The sequence below is a fragment of the Duncaniella sp. C9 genome, from assembly GCF_004803935.1.
GTDB lineage: Bacteria > Bacteroidota > Bacteroidia > Bacteroidales > Muribaculaceae > Duncaniella > Duncaniella muris.
Genome location: NZ_CP039547.1, coordinates 1,771,843 through 1,788,452, shown reverse-complemented (window position 1 = coordinate 1,788,452; position 16,610 = coordinate 1,771,843). Strand labels below are relative to the sequence as shown.

Annotated in this window: 15 protein-coding genes and 6 tRNA genes; 15 read left to right on the top strand and 6 right to left on the bottom strand. The window is 48.9% G+C overall.

What is annotated here, in order from left to right; all coding sequences use genetic code 11:
- Positions 1 to 406: 406 nt before the first annotated feature.
- Together E7745_RS07265 and E7745_RS07260 are read right to left on the bottom strand one after the other, a co-directional pair.
- On the bottom strand, positions 407 to 1,372 hold the full coding sequence (locus E7745_RS07265) for a transposase (RefSeq protein WP_240740261.1): 966 nt from the start codon (positions 1,370 to 1,372) through the stop codon (positions 407 to 409).
- Complete coding sequence (locus tag E7745_RS07260) at positions 1,347 to 1,718, bottom strand: transposase family protein (protein WP_107037111.1); 372 nt, start codon at positions 1,716 to 1,718, stop codon at positions 1,347 to 1,349. The genes E7745_RS07265 and E7745_RS07260 overlap by 26 nt, the downstream gene beginning before the upstream one ends.
- Before the next feature lie 30 nt (positions 1,719 to 1,748).
- Between E7745_RS07260 and E7745_RS07255 the strand changes: the two genes are divergently transcribed.
- Positions 1,749 to 2,300, top strand: coding sequence for a hypothetical protein (locus tag E7745_RS07255; protein WP_136408551.1), 552 nt, complete (start codon positions 1,749 to 1,751; stop codon positions 2,298 to 2,300).
- Between the two features lie 125 nt (positions 2,301 to 2,425).
- Here E7745_RS07255 and E7745_RS15180 read toward each other — a convergent pair whose 3' ends face one another.
- The 3 genes from E7745_RS15180 to E7745_RS07240 all read right to left on the bottom strand — a co-directional run bounded on the left by E7745_RS15180 (position 2,426) and on the right by E7745_RS07240 (position 3,949).
- A complete protein-coding gene (locus E7745_RS15180; RefSeq protein ID WP_255575943.1) occupies positions 2,426 to 2,548 on the bottom strand; it encodes a hypothetical protein in 123 nt (40 codons plus the stop codon).
- 118 nt (positions 2,549 to 2,666) lie between these two features.
- Positions 2,667 to 3,041, bottom strand: a complete 375-nt coding sequence (locus E7745_RS07245; protein ID WP_136408549.1) for a hypothetical protein — start codon at positions 3,039 to 3,041, stop codon at positions 2,667 to 2,669.
- Between the two features lie 14 nt (positions 3,042 to 3,055).
- Complete coding sequence (locus tag E7745_RS07240) at positions 3,056 to 3,949, bottom strand: IS1595 family transposase (RefSeq protein ID WP_136408548.1); 894 nt, start codon at positions 3,947 to 3,949, stop codon at positions 3,056 to 3,058.
- Between the two features lie 422 nt (positions 3,950 to 4,371).
- On the opposite strand from E7745_RS07240, the gene E7745_RS07235 reads away from it, so the two are divergent.
- Positions 4,372 to 4,445 (top strand) — tRNA-His (locus tag E7745_RS07235).
- A 58-nt stretch (positions 4,446 to 4,503) separates the two neighbouring features.
- Here the strand turns inward: E7745_RS07235 and gpmA are convergent.
- Complete coding sequence (gpmA, locus tag E7745_RS07230; protein WP_136408547.1) at positions 4,504 to 5,193, bottom strand: 2,3-diphosphoglycerate-dependent phosphoglycerate mutase; 690 nt, start codon at positions 5,191 to 5,193, stop codon at positions 4,504 to 4,506.
- Positions 5,194 to 5,419: 226 nt separating this feature from the next.
- Between gpmA and E7745_RS07225 the strand changes: the two genes are divergently transcribed.
- The 13 genes from E7745_RS07225 to E7745_RS07165 all read left to right on the top strand — a co-directional run bounded on the left by E7745_RS07225 (position 5,420) and on the right by E7745_RS07165 (position 16,365).
- Positions 5,420 to 5,492 (top strand) — tRNA-Gly (locus E7745_RS07225).
- A gap of 44 nt (positions 5,493 to 5,536) precedes the next feature.
- Positions 5,537 to 5,612: transfer RNA gene (locus E7745_RS07220), tRNA-Gly, on the top strand.
- Positions 5,613 to 5,646: 34 nt separating this feature from the next.
- Positions 5,647 to 5,730, top strand: a tRNA-Leu gene (locus E7745_RS07215).
- Between the two features lie 77 nt (positions 5,731 to 5,807).
- Positions 5,808 to 5,880: transfer RNA gene (locus E7745_RS07210), tRNA-Gly, on the top strand.
- A gap of 41 nt (positions 5,881 to 5,921) precedes the next feature.
- Positions 5,922 to 6,005 (top strand) — tRNA-Leu (locus tag E7745_RS07205).
- Between the two features lie 200 nt (positions 6,006 to 6,205).
- A complete protein-coding gene (locus tag E7745_RS07200) occupies positions 6,206 to 9,352 on the top strand; it encodes a TonB-dependent receptor (protein WP_136408546.1) in 3,147 nt (1,048 codons plus the stop codon).
- Between the two features lie 4 nt (positions 9,353 to 9,356).
- Complete coding sequence (locus E7745_RS07195) at positions 9,357 to 11,105, top strand: RagB/SusD family nutrient uptake outer membrane protein (RefSeq protein WP_124075517.1); 1,749 nt, start codon at positions 9,357 to 9,359, stop codon at positions 11,103 to 11,105.
- A 265-nt stretch (positions 11,106 to 11,370) separates the two neighbouring features.
- Complete coding sequence (rfbA, locus tag E7745_RS07190; RefSeq protein WP_107032932.1) at positions 11,371 to 12,276, top strand: glucose-1-phosphate thymidylyltransferase RfbA; 906 nt, start codon at positions 11,371 to 11,373, stop codon at positions 12,274 to 12,276.
- Between the two features lie 16 nt (positions 12,277 to 12,292).
- Entirely contained in the window at positions 12,293 to 12,871 is a 579-nt protein-coding gene (gene rfbC / locus E7745_RS07185; protein WP_136408545.1) for a dTDP-4-dehydrorhamnose 3,5-epimerase, read from the top strand.
- A gap of 27 nt (positions 12,872 to 12,898) precedes the next feature.
- Entirely contained in the window at positions 12,899 to 13,759 is an 861-nt protein-coding gene (gene rfbD / locus E7745_RS07180; protein ID WP_136408544.1) for a dTDP-4-dehydrorhamnose reductase, read from the top strand.
- Positions 13,760 to 13,956: 197 nt separating this feature from the next.
- Positions 13,957 to 14,469, top strand: coding sequence for a hypothetical protein (locus E7745_RS07175; protein WP_161553598.1), 513 nt, complete (start codon positions 13,957 to 13,959; stop codon positions 14,467 to 14,469).
- 1 nt (position 14,470) lies between these two features.
- Entirely contained in the window at positions 14,471 to 15,607 is a 1,137-nt protein-coding gene (locus E7745_RS07170) for a dTDP-glucose 4,6-dehydratase (protein ID WP_136408543.1), read from the top strand.
- Between the two features lie 329 nt (positions 15,608 to 15,936).
- Complete coding sequence (locus E7745_RS07165) at positions 15,937 to 16,365, top strand: RNA polymerase sigma factor (RefSeq protein ID WP_136408542.1); 429 nt, start codon at positions 15,937 to 15,939, stop codon at positions 16,363 to 16,365.
- Positions 16,366 to 16,610: the final 245 nt, after the last annotated feature.

The window sequence follows — 16,610 nt, the reverse complement described above, 5'->3', positions numbered from 1 at the left end:
ATTTTCTGCAAATTTACTAATTAAAAACAAATACAAGAGAAAAATACTCTTAGATTTAGCTATTTTTATAAAAATATACTACCTTTGTGTTACAAATCGAATGCTTGCGTTCTTTTGTAACATATAGCCTAATCGTCGTCGAACTACCACCTTGATATAAGATAAGGCTTACTGATAACTTTCCCAATGGGCGAGGTATGTCTACGCGCATAACGTAGAACCATGCTCATGGGAAAGTTGGCTGTGGTAGGCCACGACGACGTTGGGCTTCGGTTCTACGTTTTTCGTATGTATCGTTGCCATTTTACAGAATATTGTCTAACTAAATAATGTAAAATGGAAATAAAAGGCTCAAGCCGAAAGCACGGTGCATATGTTAAATTGGGCAATTAGAAGTGTTAAATTTTTAGGCGTAGAGTTTGACTAATCGGAAGATGAAGAAGTCGCGGTCCCGGACACCACGCATTTGTGAGCGAAATATTTTGACTTTAGAGTTGAATGCCTCGGCAGAGGCATTGGTCGCACGACGACGGAAATAGTTCAGGATTGTTGGGGCGTGGTTCTTGAATGTTTTGATTACCGAGCGGAAGTTGTTGTTACCCAATGCCATTACCTTTTCATACCACTTGTTCATCCTCCCCATGGCTTTTGTCGGTGAGATTTTAGCGTTGAAAATCTTGCGCAGCTCCATCGCAAGGCTGTATGCAGCCTTCAATATTGGATAGTATTTGAACAGTATGTTGACACGATGGCGCTGTATGTCAGTCCATTTGTTCTGCGACATCATCAGAGTGTGTTTGCTGCGAGCCAGTATCTGGCGCATGGTCTCTCCGTTGGAGTACGTTACCGGCGGTTCGGACTTGTTGCGGTTGTTTTCCTCTGCGATGAGCTGTCGGCGAATGTCAATGCGGATTTCGTCAACGGCCTCATTATAGACCTGTTGGACATGAAAACGGTCGTTGACTACATGGGCGTTATAGAACACTTCTGCGGCTATGAGCATCATTGATGGCGAGAGATCGCAGGTCACTTCCTTGACCCTGCGTCTGATTGATTTCTCCATAGCTCCGATGAGTATGGATATAATTTCGTCACTCTTTGTTCCGGGAATGGCTGCCGCAAGTGTTCCCTTGCCTCCGTGGCCGTCCTTGTTGGTCAGGAACGTCCATACCTCCCCGTTGCTCAGACACGTCTCATCAAGACTCATGTAAGGGCCGATATTATCGGCGTTGAAATAGAACCCACAGCCAAGCTCCTGTTCGCACCAGTCGGCGTAACCGCTTATCTTATTGCGGTACAAGTCGGCAAAATGTTTGCCGTTGACGCAGTACATCTGCGCTATCTGTTTAATCGACAGGGCTGTCGTCTCCACCTTCGTCTTTTAAAAAAGCCACGAACTCGGCGCTGAGTCGTGTTCCTTCCTCGTTGGGAAGTTCGAGATTGTAGCTGAAGATTTCGTTGGTCTGCCTGTCCCACCACTTGTTCTTGCGCATGTGAAGAAATACAGGCCGTCCACGCATCGGATAGTCCTGTATTGTTACATAATCCGTATAGCCTCGCGCTACGATATTTGGATTACGATAGTCTTCATCAGACAGTTTCTTCTTTTCGTCAAGCCATATGTCATAGGACTGTTCCGTGCGCTCGAAGCGCACCATTTCAAATAGTTCGTCCATGCCCTCGGGCAGGCACATCCATATTGCATCTGCGGTTTTCATGCCACAAATTTAACACTTTTCTCAAAATTCATGCACCGTGCTTTCGGCTTGACCCAAATAAAATTCAAGCAGTTGGTTCTTACCGTATTTTTCGCGGTATTGGCTCTAACAACAATGGCGCAAGTCCCGTCAAGTGCGGAGGAGAAACGCGCTGCATTACTCACTCCTGAATATTACACCAATTGGATAGGTGCTTCCTTTTTAACGATAGCGACTATCGAAAAGGAATTGGAGGTAACTCCAGCGCAAATCCTAAACTTAACTTTTTTCTATGATTTTGGAACCTGCTTTGTAGGTATGGAAGCCAATGAAAAAGGGGTAATCACCCAAATGACACTCCGTCTATTTGGTGAAGATGCTGATAACTTTGTCAAGAAGGCTTTGGATTATGGATATGAAAAAGTCGGTACGGGTAAAAATGTAAATATCCGGTCTAATACAGGCAAGATTGTTTCAGATGTGTACAATACTAATGTTATCCAATACCGAAAGACAACAAAAAACGGAAAGGTTTATTTGGATGTAGCGAATAGTGGCAGATATGCCAATGAATATGAAATAGCCATTTACAGAACCAAATAAGATGAAAGGCTGTGTTATTGCGATATTGTTTATCGTCCTTTTGTTTTTCGGGACTGCGGGTTGGATATGTGCTACGGTGGCAGGGATAATTTTGCTTGCATCAAGCAGTAAAAATAAAAAATAAATTACTTTTTCAATGTGCGTCCTGAGATTTTTACCAATTCATCAAAACCTTTCATTGCTTGCAGATGATTGTTGTAATCTTCAAACTCACTAAATGACATTTCCGCATCAACGAGTAAATCCATAACTTTATTTTTGGATAGCATTTTCAAATGGGGAACTTCTACACGGAGTTCTCCTTTTTTGAACAACGTACACTCTGTGAGAATTGCTGGTATGAAATCGTGTACTCCTAAAAAGTCCTCAACTATTCTCGTGTGGAAACAAGTGGGAGTATGGGTCTCTTGGTGGTGTGAGTTCGGCATATAATTCTACGATAATGGGTTCTTTAATTTTGACTTCAAATGATTCTTCGGTACGTTTCACCAATTCCTCATCTGCAAAGGTAGGTGGTTTTGCCGAATTTTCACTCACTTCCCAACCTCTATTTTTAAGATTGCGGTAATGAATACGTCCTGCAAGGTCTCTTTCAAGTCGGTCTTGCATATAGGCAAGTAATTTTTCAAAAGAAGTCATAACGTGGAACGCGCCTAATGCTGGACAGTAACTACAATACTCTCCCTCCTCGTGTATGGTTTTTTGTTTGAACATCACGAGTTTCACTGAAACTATTTCCATAAATGTAAAATATTTTATGTGCCGGTTATATCCGAATAGCCGACACGGATTAAATTTTTATCTATTATTTGATTGAATTTAGCTAATGGCGATTCCTTTCGAGTGTTATATGTGAACTCATATTCCGCACAATACTTATCAAGGTGCTTTTTACTTGGTCTATGGTAAGTTCCCATCATTGACCTTTTCAAATGTGACCATGCACCCTCAATAGTATTTGTATGGACATTACCACGCACATATTCCTTGATTTTATGTTTGACTATGCTATGTTCATAATCCGTATCAAGTTTTGTGTACGCCCGCCATTCGTCACTCATAATATGGGAACCTCCTTTTATCCTTTTGTGAATAATCGGCTCTAATGTTTTCCGCTTGGTGTTTTCCACCGGTATTATGGATAAACGACCTCTGCGTTGCACAGCTCCGAATACAGGAGTTTTATTTTCGGAACCCCTACCACGCTTCCCTTTCTTCTTACCACCTACATAAGTTTCATCAACTTCTACTATACCGCGTAATTGGTTGTCGGAATTACGATGTTCCAGCATATATCGTATCTTGTGCAAAAGATACCACGCTGTCTTTTGCGTTACACCGATTATTTTTGACAACTCAACGGAGCTAATGCCTTTCTTTGATAACGCGATTAAGTAGAATGTGAGAAACCATTTCTGTAAGGATATGTTAGAGTTCTCGAATATGGTGCCTGTCGTAACTTTGAACTGCTTTAGGCAATGTGCGCATTTGAATGTTTTGCCATTTTTATAGCGGTATATCTTTTGTGCATTGCAGCAATGCGGACAAATAGGTGAATTATTCCATCTGCGTTTCTCAAGATATTTTCGGCAGGCATCTTCATCGGGAAATTGTTTAAAGAAGTAGAAAAGATTATATTTTTCGCTCATATTTCACCGAAATTTGCTTAAAGTTAGTAAAAATCGGTGATATATCCAAATTTCTGAGTAACAAAATCTTAGGTTATTTTTATTGCAATAATCAGTCTAAAAGTCAGTATAAAGACCTTTAATTAGACAGAAAAGTGCAGGCCATATGCAGGAACATTCCACTTAAACGCCTTTATACTAACTTAGGTGTGTATTGTATATAATTGCGTTAATGATTTTTTTCCACATTTCCCCCACCTTATATAATAACATATGTAATGACGCTGCGTTTTCCCTCCATTTTCCTATCGGTCTCGGACCTTTTTTGCAGCCCATCGCAGCCTCGGCGCACCTCGCCACAAAAAAATAGCGCAAATTTTATTGAAAAATATTTGGTAGATTCAAAAAAACGCCCTACCTTTGCAGCGCAAAACCAAAACATGGTGAGCATAGCTCAGTTGGTTAGAGCGTCGGATTGTGGTTCCGAAGGTCGTGGGTTCGACCCCCACTGTTCACCCAAAGTGGTGATGAATCAGAAGATTCATCACCACTTTTCTCTTTCAATCCCCGCAATATTATTTAAGATATCGGTCAGACTCCACCGCCAGGCGATCGCTCAGACCGATGACACGTGGCACTCCGGTTGGGATCTCTTCCGCAACAATCTCCTCAGGTGTCTTCTTCAAAAGCATCATCACCAGCGCGCGAAGCGAGTTGCCGTGGGCCGCCACAAAGACAGTGCCATAGACCGCAAGCGCCGGCGCAATCAGCTCTTCCCAGCATGGTGCCACACGCCTGACCGTATCCTCAAGTGACTCCGTCAGCGGCAAGTCCTCCTCCGGAAGAGAGGCATAGCGCGGATCAGCCCCCGGATAGCGCTCGTCATTCACAGCCAAAGCCGGAGGCGCCACATCATAACTCCGACGCCAGATGTGCACCTGCTCATCGCCGAACTTAGCAGCCGTGTCAGCCTTGTTCAGCCCCTGCAATGCACCATAGTGGCGCTCGTTAAGGTGCCAGTCTTTCACCACCGGCAGCCACAGCCTGTCCATAGCGTCAAGCGTTATATCAAGAGTCTGGATGGCACGGCGCAGATAGGAAGTGAAACAATATCGCGGCTCAAGGCCTGACGCTGCTATCAGTTCCCCCGCCCTCCGGGCCTCTACGCGGCCTTTGGGCGAAAGTTCCACATCGGTCCATCCCGTAAAGCGGTTTTCAAGATTCCATTGGCTCTGCCCGTGTCGCAGAAGTATCAGTTTTTTCATACCTATTTTCTTCTAAAAAATAATCATTTATAGCAGAAACATCTCCGTGCGGCTTATAGTTGAAAGCGCAGCAATAATATTTAACATCAGTTCACATTCCACAACCCCCTCAGCGCTACTTTTGTTAACGACTATTAAATTAGCTAAGAATATTTGCACAGCCGAAAATAACTTCCTACCTTTGCATCGCAAAACGGAAATGACACCGTTTAAAGCCATCAGATTTGCGAAAATAGCTCAGTTGGTAGAGCACAACCTTGCCAAGGTTGGGGTCGCGGGTTCGAGTCCCGTTTTTCGCTCAAAGAGAACATTTAAAATACTTGTCTGTCGAGTTTTCGCACTTGCGAAAATAGCTCAGTTGGTAGAGCACAACCTTGCCAAGGTTGGGGTCGCGGGTTCGAGTCCCGTTTTTCGCTCCATCAAACCTTCAACAGAAATCTTGACAGACACCATGTCCGGGTGGTGGAATTGGTAGACACGCTACTTTGAGGGGGTAGTGGCCGTAAGGCTGTGTGAGTTCGAATCTCATCTCGGACACCTCGATTAAATCTGTAATGGATCGTTTTTCGACCGTTACTGATTTAAAACCACTTGTCTGTCGAGTCACCAAACTCGCGAAAATAGCTCAGTTGGTAGAGCACAACCTTGCCAAGGTTGGGGTCGCGGGTTCGAGTCCCGTTTTTCGCTCTAATGACAACCAACAGATGTCTTGACAGACAAACACCTATGTCCGGGTGGTGGAATTGGTAGACACGCTACTTTGAGGGGGTAGTGGCCGTAAGGCTGTGTGAGTTCGAATCTCATCTCGGACACCTCGAAAAATCCGCAACAGATCGTCTGACGATTATTGCGGATTTTTTATTTTATCCAGCCCCGCCCTCCACCCCGCCCCATTCGCTCCCTACTCCTCCGCATTGCATTTCATTGTCAGATTTCGGCTGTCTGTTTACACATACTTTTATCGTATTTGTTGCAATTTTACCTTTGTTGTCATAATTTGCAATAAACTACAATGAAATATCTTTCATCAGTTCTGTTCATCATACTTACAGGAAGTGCTTCTTTGTCCGCCAACACAAACACAATCATAGCGGAAGAACCGCTCACAGCACCTGTGACATCACCAGCCTATACTGTAACCGGCACAATAACCGATAAGACCGGCGAACCACTCCCAGGTGTTACAGTCAGAATCAGAAGAAATCCTAAAAAATCAGCCATCAGTGATGTCGACGGCAACTTCACTCTGCCTGACGTGCATGACAACGAAATACTTCTCGCATCCTATCTCGGATTCAAGACCGTAAAGATCCGCCTTGCCGACGGACGTGAGCGCTACGACATCAAGATGGAAGCAAACAGCTCTGTGCTTGACGAAGTTGTGGTGGTGGGCTATGCGGTCCAGAAAAAAGTTGACCTCACCGGAGCTATCTCTTCAATCGGCAGCGATGCTCTCAAAGACCGTCCTCTCACCAATGCTACAAACGCACTCGCCGGCCTCGCCTCAGGCCTTTCGGTGAGCAACTCAGGCGGCAATACCCCCGGATTCGAATCGCAGTCGATCCTTGTCAGAGGCCAGGGCACTCTCAACAACTCCGCACCTCTCGTTGTGGTCGACGGCATGACCGGAATAGCCCTCAGCGACATCAATCCTCAGGACATCGAAAACATCTCAGTGCTCAAAGACGCGGCATCGTCAGCCATCTACGGCTCAAGAGCCGCCAATGGTGTCATCCTCGTGACCACACGCCAGGGGGCTGAAGAATCTCCGAGAGTCACATACAGCGGCAACGTATCGTTCGAAACCGTGGCAAAACGCCTCAACCTCGTCACCGACTATGCCGATTTCATGGAGATCCAGAACGCCGGTCTCATTGTCAACGGACAAGCACCCCGCTTCTCTCAGGGGAAGATCGACGAATGGCGCAACGATGCCGGACGCAACCCCACCATCTATCCCAACACCGACTGGCAGGACCATATCTACAGAAATCCCTCGGTGGTACAGAACCACAATCTATCTGTCACGGGAGGATCGAAATCTGTCAGATACAACATCTCGCTGGGCTACGTCAACAACCCCGGCATGATATATTACACAGACTACAAGCGCTATCAGCTCCGCACCAACCTTGATGTCACCATCAAGCCCTGGCTCACCGTAGGCACCAATCTTTTCGGATATATCGACGAAAACAACCCGTCGTCTGAAAACGCGGCTGCCGGAGGCGATGTCATCTTCGGATCAGGCGCCTTCAACACCGTCCCCGGCATGACGCTCTACGATCCCGCCACCGGACTCTACGGCGGCATCCAGAATCCGGAGGAAGAAAACGTAAGCAACTTCAACCCCTATCGCCGCCAGTGGTTCTACGACACCGACTACCCCACCAAGACAAAACGGTCGGTAATCAAGCTCTACGCCATGCTCCAGCCGCTGAAAGGTCTGACAGTCAAAGGCTCGTTCTCCTACAATTACTGGGAGCGCAACATGGAACATCATCTGACTGACCGCGACCTCTACCGCTTCACATTCGACGGCCCGGTGCTGATACGCGAAGGCGTTGTCCGCACCTACATCCGCCGTTACAACTACCGCAACACCTTCCGCTCTTCGGAACTGACAGCCAACTATAGCTTCAACGTCAGCCGCCTTGAAGCATCAGTGCTTGCCGGCATGAGCCAGGAGTACAATAAATATGACCAGGACTACTTCATAAAGTATGATCTCGTAGATCCCTCGCTCGGAGCGATTGACGCCGGAACAACAAACGGCAGCATCACCGGAAACTACAACGAATGGGCCATGCGCTCATACTTCGGCCGCGTGAACCTCAACTGGGATGACAAGTATCTGCTCGAAGCCAATCTGCGCGCCGACGGCTCGTCGAAATTCGCTCCCGGAAAACGCTGGGGCTACTTTCCCTCAGTCTCAGCTGCATGGCGCATCTCGGAAGAAGGCTTCATGCACGGAACTGCTTCATGGCTCGACCAGCTGAAAATCAGAGCGTCTTACGGATCGCTCGGCAACAATGAGACCACCAGCTACTATATGTATCAGTCTCTCTTTGCCACCGCCAACTACATTCTCAACGGCAACATTGCCGGAGGCCTTGCCCAGACCGTGCTCGCCAATCCGGAACTCACCTGGGAGAAGACATATATGACCAACCTTGGCATTGACTACGCTTTCCTCAACAGCCGTCTGAGCGGATCTGTCGACATCTACAACAAGAACACCAAAGGAATCCTCATCTCACTCCCGGCACCGCTTGAACACGGCACCAGCACCGTCCCCAACCAGAATGCCGGCGAGGTCAACAACAAAGGCTTCGAATTTGACATCCACTGGAACGACCGCATAGGCAAAGTGTCCTATGACCTTGGCTTCAACATGGGATTTGTCACCAACAAGGTCACAAAATTCCAAGGCGACGTATCGTCGATCAGCGGAGTCTACAAGACCCAGGAGGGCAAGCCGATCAACCAGCTGTATGTCATCACCGTCGACCGCATTGTCCGCGATCAGGCCGATCTCGACTATGTGCAGTCACTCGTTGACCGCAACCCCGACTATTTCGCCACCTACCAGCGTCCGGAACTCGGCGACTTCCTCTATCGCGACGCAAACGGCGACGGCAAACTCGACACTGCCGACCGCGTGGAGATAGGCCACGGAACACTGCCGCGGCTCACCTACGGCGGCAGTCTCGGAATCAGATGGAACAACTTTGACTTCAGCATGCTCCTGCAGGGCGTTGGCAACCATCAGGTCTATTACAACAACCAGGCCTTCCGCTTCGTGACAGTCATGGGACAGTCACTAAACAAAGACATCACCGACAACGCCTGGACTCCGGAAAATCCCTACAATTCGAAATATCCGGTCCTGCGCAACAGTTCAAACGGCAGAAACAACATTGCCAGCGATGCTTTTGTCCACAACGCCGCCTATCTGAGATGCAAGAACATCCAGCTCGGCTACACCATCCCTCAGGAGATCACCAGAAAATTCTTTGTTGAAAACTTCAAGGTCTATGCCAGCATAGACAACCTCTTTACAATCACAGACTTTCCCGGTCTCGACCCGGAAGTCGGCGCCACAGTCGGCTATCCGTCGGTTCGCCAGTATTCGGTAGGTCTAAACGTTTCATTCTGACATTATGACACACAATTTTAAGCTGAAATATCTCGCAGGAATCACCCTCGCAGCAGCCGCGCTCTGCAGCTGCGAAAGCCTTGATTATACACCCGGCGACCAGATGTCGGGACAGAATTTCTGGCAGACCGAAGACCATGCCCGGCAGGCAGCCATCGGAATGTATGCCGCAATGAAATCCACATGGTGCTTCGGACTGGAGTTCACATTTGACATGTGCAGTGATCTGGCTGACGGCACAAGCCCCTGGGCCGATATTTCGCGCGGCACATCGTTCGCCTCAAACAGCTCAGGAGTACAGAATCACTGGCAGTATCTCTATGAACTCGTCCACCGCTCCAACACAGTAATCCGCAACGTGGCCACAATGCCTATCAGCGCCACAACCATCGATCGCGTCACCGGAGAGGCCAAATTTCTCCGTGCTATGGCCTATTTCCGAATGCTCAACTGCTGGGGTGGAGTGCCATATTATGACGAAAGCTGTGACATTAACGAACAGTTTGCCCACCTTGACGCCCCGCGCAGTTCGGCAGAAGAAATCAGACAACATATAATCGACGATCTGACCGAAGCCATCGCCAAACTGCCGGTAAGCTGGGATGCCGAGAATCTCGGACGCGCCACCAAGGGTGCGGCCTACGCTTTGCGAGGCAAAGTCTACCTCTTCGACCGCCAGTGGGACAAGGCAATTGCAGACTTCGAGGAGATTGTCTACAACAAGTCCGAAAACTACGGCTATTCGCTTCATCCCGACTACAATGAACTGTTTCGCCTCTATAACGGCAGCCATAGTCCCGAAATGATCTTCTCGATCCAGTCGATCGACGGCAACACCGCCGGCTACGCTCTTGACATAGTGTCTTATTTCGGCAACAAATCCACCATGCGCCTAATTGCAGGCAATGCCATCGTACCCTCGACCACACTCGTTGATATGTATGAAAATCTCGATGGATCTCCCTTTGACTGGGACGATCTGTTTCCGGGGTTCAACAACGGCGGCTCCGACCTGCGCAAAAGCTACATGCGAGTAGCCATAGACCAGGCCAGCACAATGGTCACAAGCACTCTTGACTGCGACACATCGAAAGTCATGGACGCATACCGTCTGCGCGATCCGCGTCTGTGTCTGAACGTAATCACCCCATACTCCCACTATCTGGGCACGGATGCCGGATCAAATCCGATGGATAAGCAGTTTGTGCTTGCCGATCCCTCCAATGGCGGTGCTCCGATGGAAGCTATGGCATTCATACGCAACTCCGAAGGATGGAATTCATACTTCTGGCGCAAATGGATACCGACAGGCAATCTCGACGGCTATTGGGGAGAATACAACCGCACACCCTATGAATTCCCCTTGCTGCGCCTCGGCGATGTGCTGCTGATGCTGGCTGAGGCTTACAATGAAAGCGGAGCTACAGACAAGGCCATAGTCGAAGTCAACAAAGTGCGCGCCCGCGTAGGTATGCCCGGCCTTGACAGAGGTCCGGCATGGCTTGCCGTAGGCAGCAAAGAGGAAATGGCTGAAAGAATCCGGAGAGAACGCGCCTTCGAACTCGCCGGTGAAGGCCAGCGTTACTGGGACCTCCGCCGCTGGGGACTGCTTGAAGAATCGGTGAAGGATGCCACTGATATTTTCGGTGATCTGATGTACACACGTTCATATCAACCGCGCCATGAACTTTGGCCCATTCCGCTCGTTGAGATGGAACGCAATCTCAATCTGACACAAAATCCGGGCTGGTAAGCAACCCTGAAAAAATTAAGAGGTTGTTTTTGAACACCCTCTGATTCAGACCATCCGCAGAAATTGCAGGTGGTCTTTATATTATCTATTCCCAACGAGTCCATCAAGCCTGTAGTCCGGGAGGCCTGCCGGTGAATGATTGAAAAAAACAGATGGCCGGATTTGAAAAATCATCTAAAATTTCGTAATTTTGCATCGTCACAGACCTCTCCGCGAAAATAAATTTGTGACAGCTCCACCTGCAACCAGCCCACTTCACAAACATATGAAAGGAATCGTATTGGCCGGAGGTTCAGGCACACGCCTCTACCCTATCACCAAGGGAGTCAGCAAACAGATGCTCCCTATCTATGACAAACCCATGATCTACTATCCGGTCTCCACCCTGATGCTGGCCGGAATAAGAGACATTCTGATCATATCAACCCCGGCCGATCTACCCGGCTTCAAGCGTCTGCTCGGCGATGGCAGCGACTTCGGTGTCCGCTTCGAGTATGCCGAACAGCCGTCGCCCGACGGATTGGCCCAGGCTTTTATCATCGGCAAGGATTTCATAGGTGATGACTGCGCCTGCCTTGTGCTTGGCGACAACATTTTCCACGGCGCAGGCTTCTCCGGGCTGCTCCAGGAGTCAGTTGCCGCTGCTGAGAAGAGCGACAAGGCCACAGTGTTCGGCTATTGGGTAAGTGATCCCGAACGCTATGGAGTGGCGGAGTTCGACAAGGATGGCAACTGCCTGTCGATCGAGGAGAAACCTGAGCATCCGAAGTCGAACTATGCGGTGGTAGGCCTCTATTTCTACCCGAACAAGGTTGTCGACGTGGCTTCACGCATCAAACCCTCAGCCCGCGGAGAGCTGGAGATCACCACTGTCAACCAGGAGTTTCTGAATGACGGCGAACTGCGTGTGCAGACTCTTCCCCGCGGTTTTGCCTGGCTCGACACAGGCACTCACGATTCTCTCGCCGAGGCTTCGATCTATGTCGAGGTGCTTGAGAAGCGCCAGGGGCTGAAGATTGCCTGCCTTGAGGGCATAGCATACCGCCAGGGATGGATCTCACGCGAGCGGATGATCGAAATCGCAAAACCTATGCTGAAAAACCAGTACGGACAATATCTGATGAAGGTGATTGACGAGATTGACCGTACCGATTCCCCAAATCTCGACTGACATACACTCACATAAAATGGAAGTGATCAAGACCGATATCGAAGGCGTGGTGATAATCGAGCCCCGCATCTTCGCCGACTCACGAGGATATTTTTTCGAAAGCTATTCAAAGAAAGAATTCGATGAAAAAGTGCGCCCTGTGGATTTTGTGCAGGATAATGAAAGCTGCTCATCCTACGGAGTAATGCGCGGACTCCATTTTCAGGCTCCGCCGTTCACGCAGTCAAAGCTTGTGCGCTGCGTCAAAGGCCGTGTGCTTGACGTGGCCGTTGACATCCGCAAAGGCTCCCCGACCTATGGCCGCCACGTGGCGGTCGAGCTGTCGGAAGACAATCACCGTCAGTTTTTCGTGCCCCGCGGTTTCGCCCACGGTTTCGCCGTGCTCTCCGACATCGCCGTCTTCCAGTATAAATGTGACAACTACTACGCCCCGCAGGCCGACGGCGGAATATCGATTCTTGATACATCGCTCGGCATCGACTGGCTCATCGAGCCCGGCAAGGCCATTCTCAGCGAGAAAGACATGCGTCACCCGATGCTCAGTGACTTCGACTCCCCGTTTGACTATCACACAGATCTCTATTTTGCGGACTGACGTATTTAAAACAGACTCATAACCACCATGCGAATACTTGTAACAGGCGCCAGCGGCCAACTTGGCTCAAGCCTCAGAAAAGCGGCAGAAAACTCTCCGAACGAATATATTTTCACAGATGCCTATGACCTCGACATAACCGACCCCGAAGCCGTGGCACTCGGAGTGGGCTGCAACGATTTCCAGGCCATTGTCAACTGTGCGGCCTACACCAACGTAGACCGCGCCGAAGAGCAGGAGGATATTGCCGAGCGGATCAACGCCACCGCGGTTGGCTATCTCGCAAAAGCCGCCGCCGACAATGGCATCCCCCTGATCCACATCTCGACCGACTACGTTTTCGGCGGCAATCTCGGCAACACACCGCGCACCGAGAACGAACCGCTAAATCCCACCGGCGCCTATGGACGCACCAAACTGCACGGCGAGGAGGCAATCCTCAAAAGCGGATGCCGCCACATAATCATCCGCACGGCCTGGCTTTACTCGGAATACGGCAAAAACTTCGTCAAGACCATGCTCGGCCTCACGTCGACACGCCCACAGCTCAACGTTGTCTTCGACCAGGCCGGCACACCCACCTATGCCCAGGACCTGGCCGACGCCATCGTCGACATAATCGACAACGGTAAAATAGACGGAAACGAAGGCGTCTACCACTACTCCGACGAAGGGGTCTGCTCGTGGTATGACTTCACAAAAATAATTGCCGAGATAGCCGGCAACACAGACTGCGACATCCGCCCCTGTCATTCCGACGAATTCCCCTCGCCGGTGGTCCGCCCGTCATATTCCGTTCTTGACAAGACCAAATTCAAGAAAACCTTCGATTTGGAAATTCCCTATTGGACCGACTCACTGAAAATCTGTATCAATAACCTCAAATAATGGGTGTATTAGATAAGCTGTGGCATAACAGATGGATAATACGGGCTCTTATACCGTCAGTTATTTTTAATTTCCGTCATCTCCCTTTTAGCCAGGCTGCCAGGCTGCCGATTCTATTGCGCAAGGCCAGATTGCGAAATTGCAGCGGCAAGTTTATTTTTAACTGTCCTGTAAGATTCGGACTGGTCAAATTCGGAGTGAACAATGTTTCCTTATATCCTGACTCAGGAATAACTCTTGAAAACAGGGGAAAGATTGTTTTCAATGGATATTTATCTGTTGGAAATGCATCCGCCATTTCCGTAGGCGAGACCGGTGTGCTTGAATTCGGAGAAAAAGTTATTGCGACCTCAAGCCTGAAGATAGCATGCTATCACTCAATCAAATTGAATGATAATATTCTCATAGGCTGGGACTGCATGATGATCGACACCGATTTTCATAAGTTGAAATACACCGATCAGAAGAGATATTCGAAAGGCTACGGGAGTATCGCTGTCGGAAGTAATACATGGGTGGCTAACAACTGCAAATTATATAAAAATTCAACTATACCGGAAAACTGTGTAATCGGTGCCGATACTATAATTCATGGGCCGGTAGACTGTCAGCCCTACTCCCTTATTACAACTGAAATCAGCACAATAGTTAAAACCGTAGGAATTTATCATGACAAAGATGATGATGAAATTAATATAATCAGGAATTGAAATGAAGCGTAACATACTTATCACCGGCGGAGCCGGATTCATCGGATCGCACGTAGTCCGGCTTTTCGTCAACAAATATCCGGACTACCGTATTGTCAATCTCGACAAACTCACCTATGCCGGCAACCTCGCAAACCTCAAGGATATCGAAGACCGTCCGAACTACAGCTTTGTCAAGGCCGATATAGCCGATCTCGACGAAATGCGCCGCATAATCACAGAAAACCATATCGACGGCATCATCCACCTCGCCGCCGAAAGCCACGTGGACCGCTCGATCAAAGATCCCTTCACCTTCGCGCGCACAAACGTGATGGGCACCCTCTCTCTGCTCCAGGCAGCCAAAGAATACTGGGAATCACTCCCTGAAAAATACGAAGGCAAACTCTTCTACCACATCTCCACCGACGAAGTCTACGGCGCGCTCGAACTGACCGACCCGCAAGGTATCGAATCGCCCTTCACCACCACCGCCTCATCGACCGAACACCACCACGCCTACGGCCGGGAATTCTTTCTTGAGACAACCAAATACAACCCCCACTCACCCTATTCGGCCTCCAAGGCATCGAGCGACCACTTTGTGCGCGCCTACCATGACACCTACGGCATGCCGACGCTTGTCACAAACTGTTCCAACAACTATGGGCCCTACCAGTTCCCCGAAAAGCTAATACCGCTCTTCATCAACAACATCCGCCACCGCAAGCCCCTGCCGGTCTACGGCAAAGGCGAAAACGTCCGCGACTGGCTCTTTGTCGAAGACCATGCCCGCGCCATCGACCTGATTTTCCACAAAGGCAAAATAGCCGACACCTACAACATCGGTGGCTTCAACGAATGGAAAAACATCGACCTGATCAAAGTCATCATCCGCACCGTAGACCGTCTGCTCGGCAACCCCGAAGGCCACTCCGACAGCCTCATCACCTACGTCACTGACCGTCTCGGCCACGACATGCGCTATGCCATCGACTCACGCAAGCTCCAGCGTGAGCTCGGCTGGGAACCCTCACTCCAGTTTGAGGAAGGCATCGAAAAAACTGTCCGCTGGTATCTCGACAACCAAGCATGGATGGACCACATAACCTCAGGCGACTACCAGCGCTACTACGAGGATATGTACTCTAACCGCTGAGGCGAATCTTACCGCTGACTGATATCAGACCGGCTGACTGAGGCAGGCTTTACCACCCGCCACGTCAGCCGGTCTGATTTTTAGCGTTTGTTTAAGAAACTGTTTAAAATTAGAATTGAAAAAAATGTTATAGGGCATAACAAACCCTCAGCCAAAGTGTTGAAGGAGAAAAAACATTGTTCATATGCATAGAATCAATCTCTATCAGACACTTTTGACCGAGGGTCAATGGTCTTATAGAAGCTGATTTTATGCATACTAATCGTTTTTCTTCTACAAACACTCTGATTGAGGGTTTGTTATGCCACTTAAGGTTTAATTTGGTTTAAATTCAAACATTCTCTCAGAAACGACATTCGTTTGACACAGCCGAACAATGGCGCGCCCACATCCTTGCCTGTATCCGCAACAAGGCCATCTCGGCCCTGCGCAAACTTTCGGCCATGAGAAACTATACCGAATCAAAAAACGAAGATGATCATGAAGCCGATGCGACATGGGCACTGATTGAGCATGAGACACTCGACACCCTCTATGCAGCCATCAGAATGCTTCCGCCCGACTATCGCCAACTGCTTAAACTCAGTTTCGAAGACGGACTTAAGAACGCAGAAATAGCCGCAACCCTCGGAGTAGCTGAGATAACCGTGAAGAAACGTAAGGTGAAACTGCTTGAAATGCTGCGCAGAAACATGCCTGACGACATTGATCTGCCGACCATCGCCTTACTGCTCACAACTATGCTGAAAGCCGCCTGACCCGCAGATTTCAGACCTCCGGCGTGACCGGAAATCACCGTCATGTCCTGTTCTGATCGCCGCATCGACCGCACAAAACGCAAAAAATTGCCTCCGGATTTGGGAAATAGCAAAAAAACGCCTACCTTTGCATCGCTTTAGAGGATCGGTATCCCCTGATACCACGGATTCTTTGGGCAAAAGGATTGTCTTATGGTGTAATGGTAGCACTGCAGTTTTTGGTTCTGCCTGTCTTGGTTCGAATC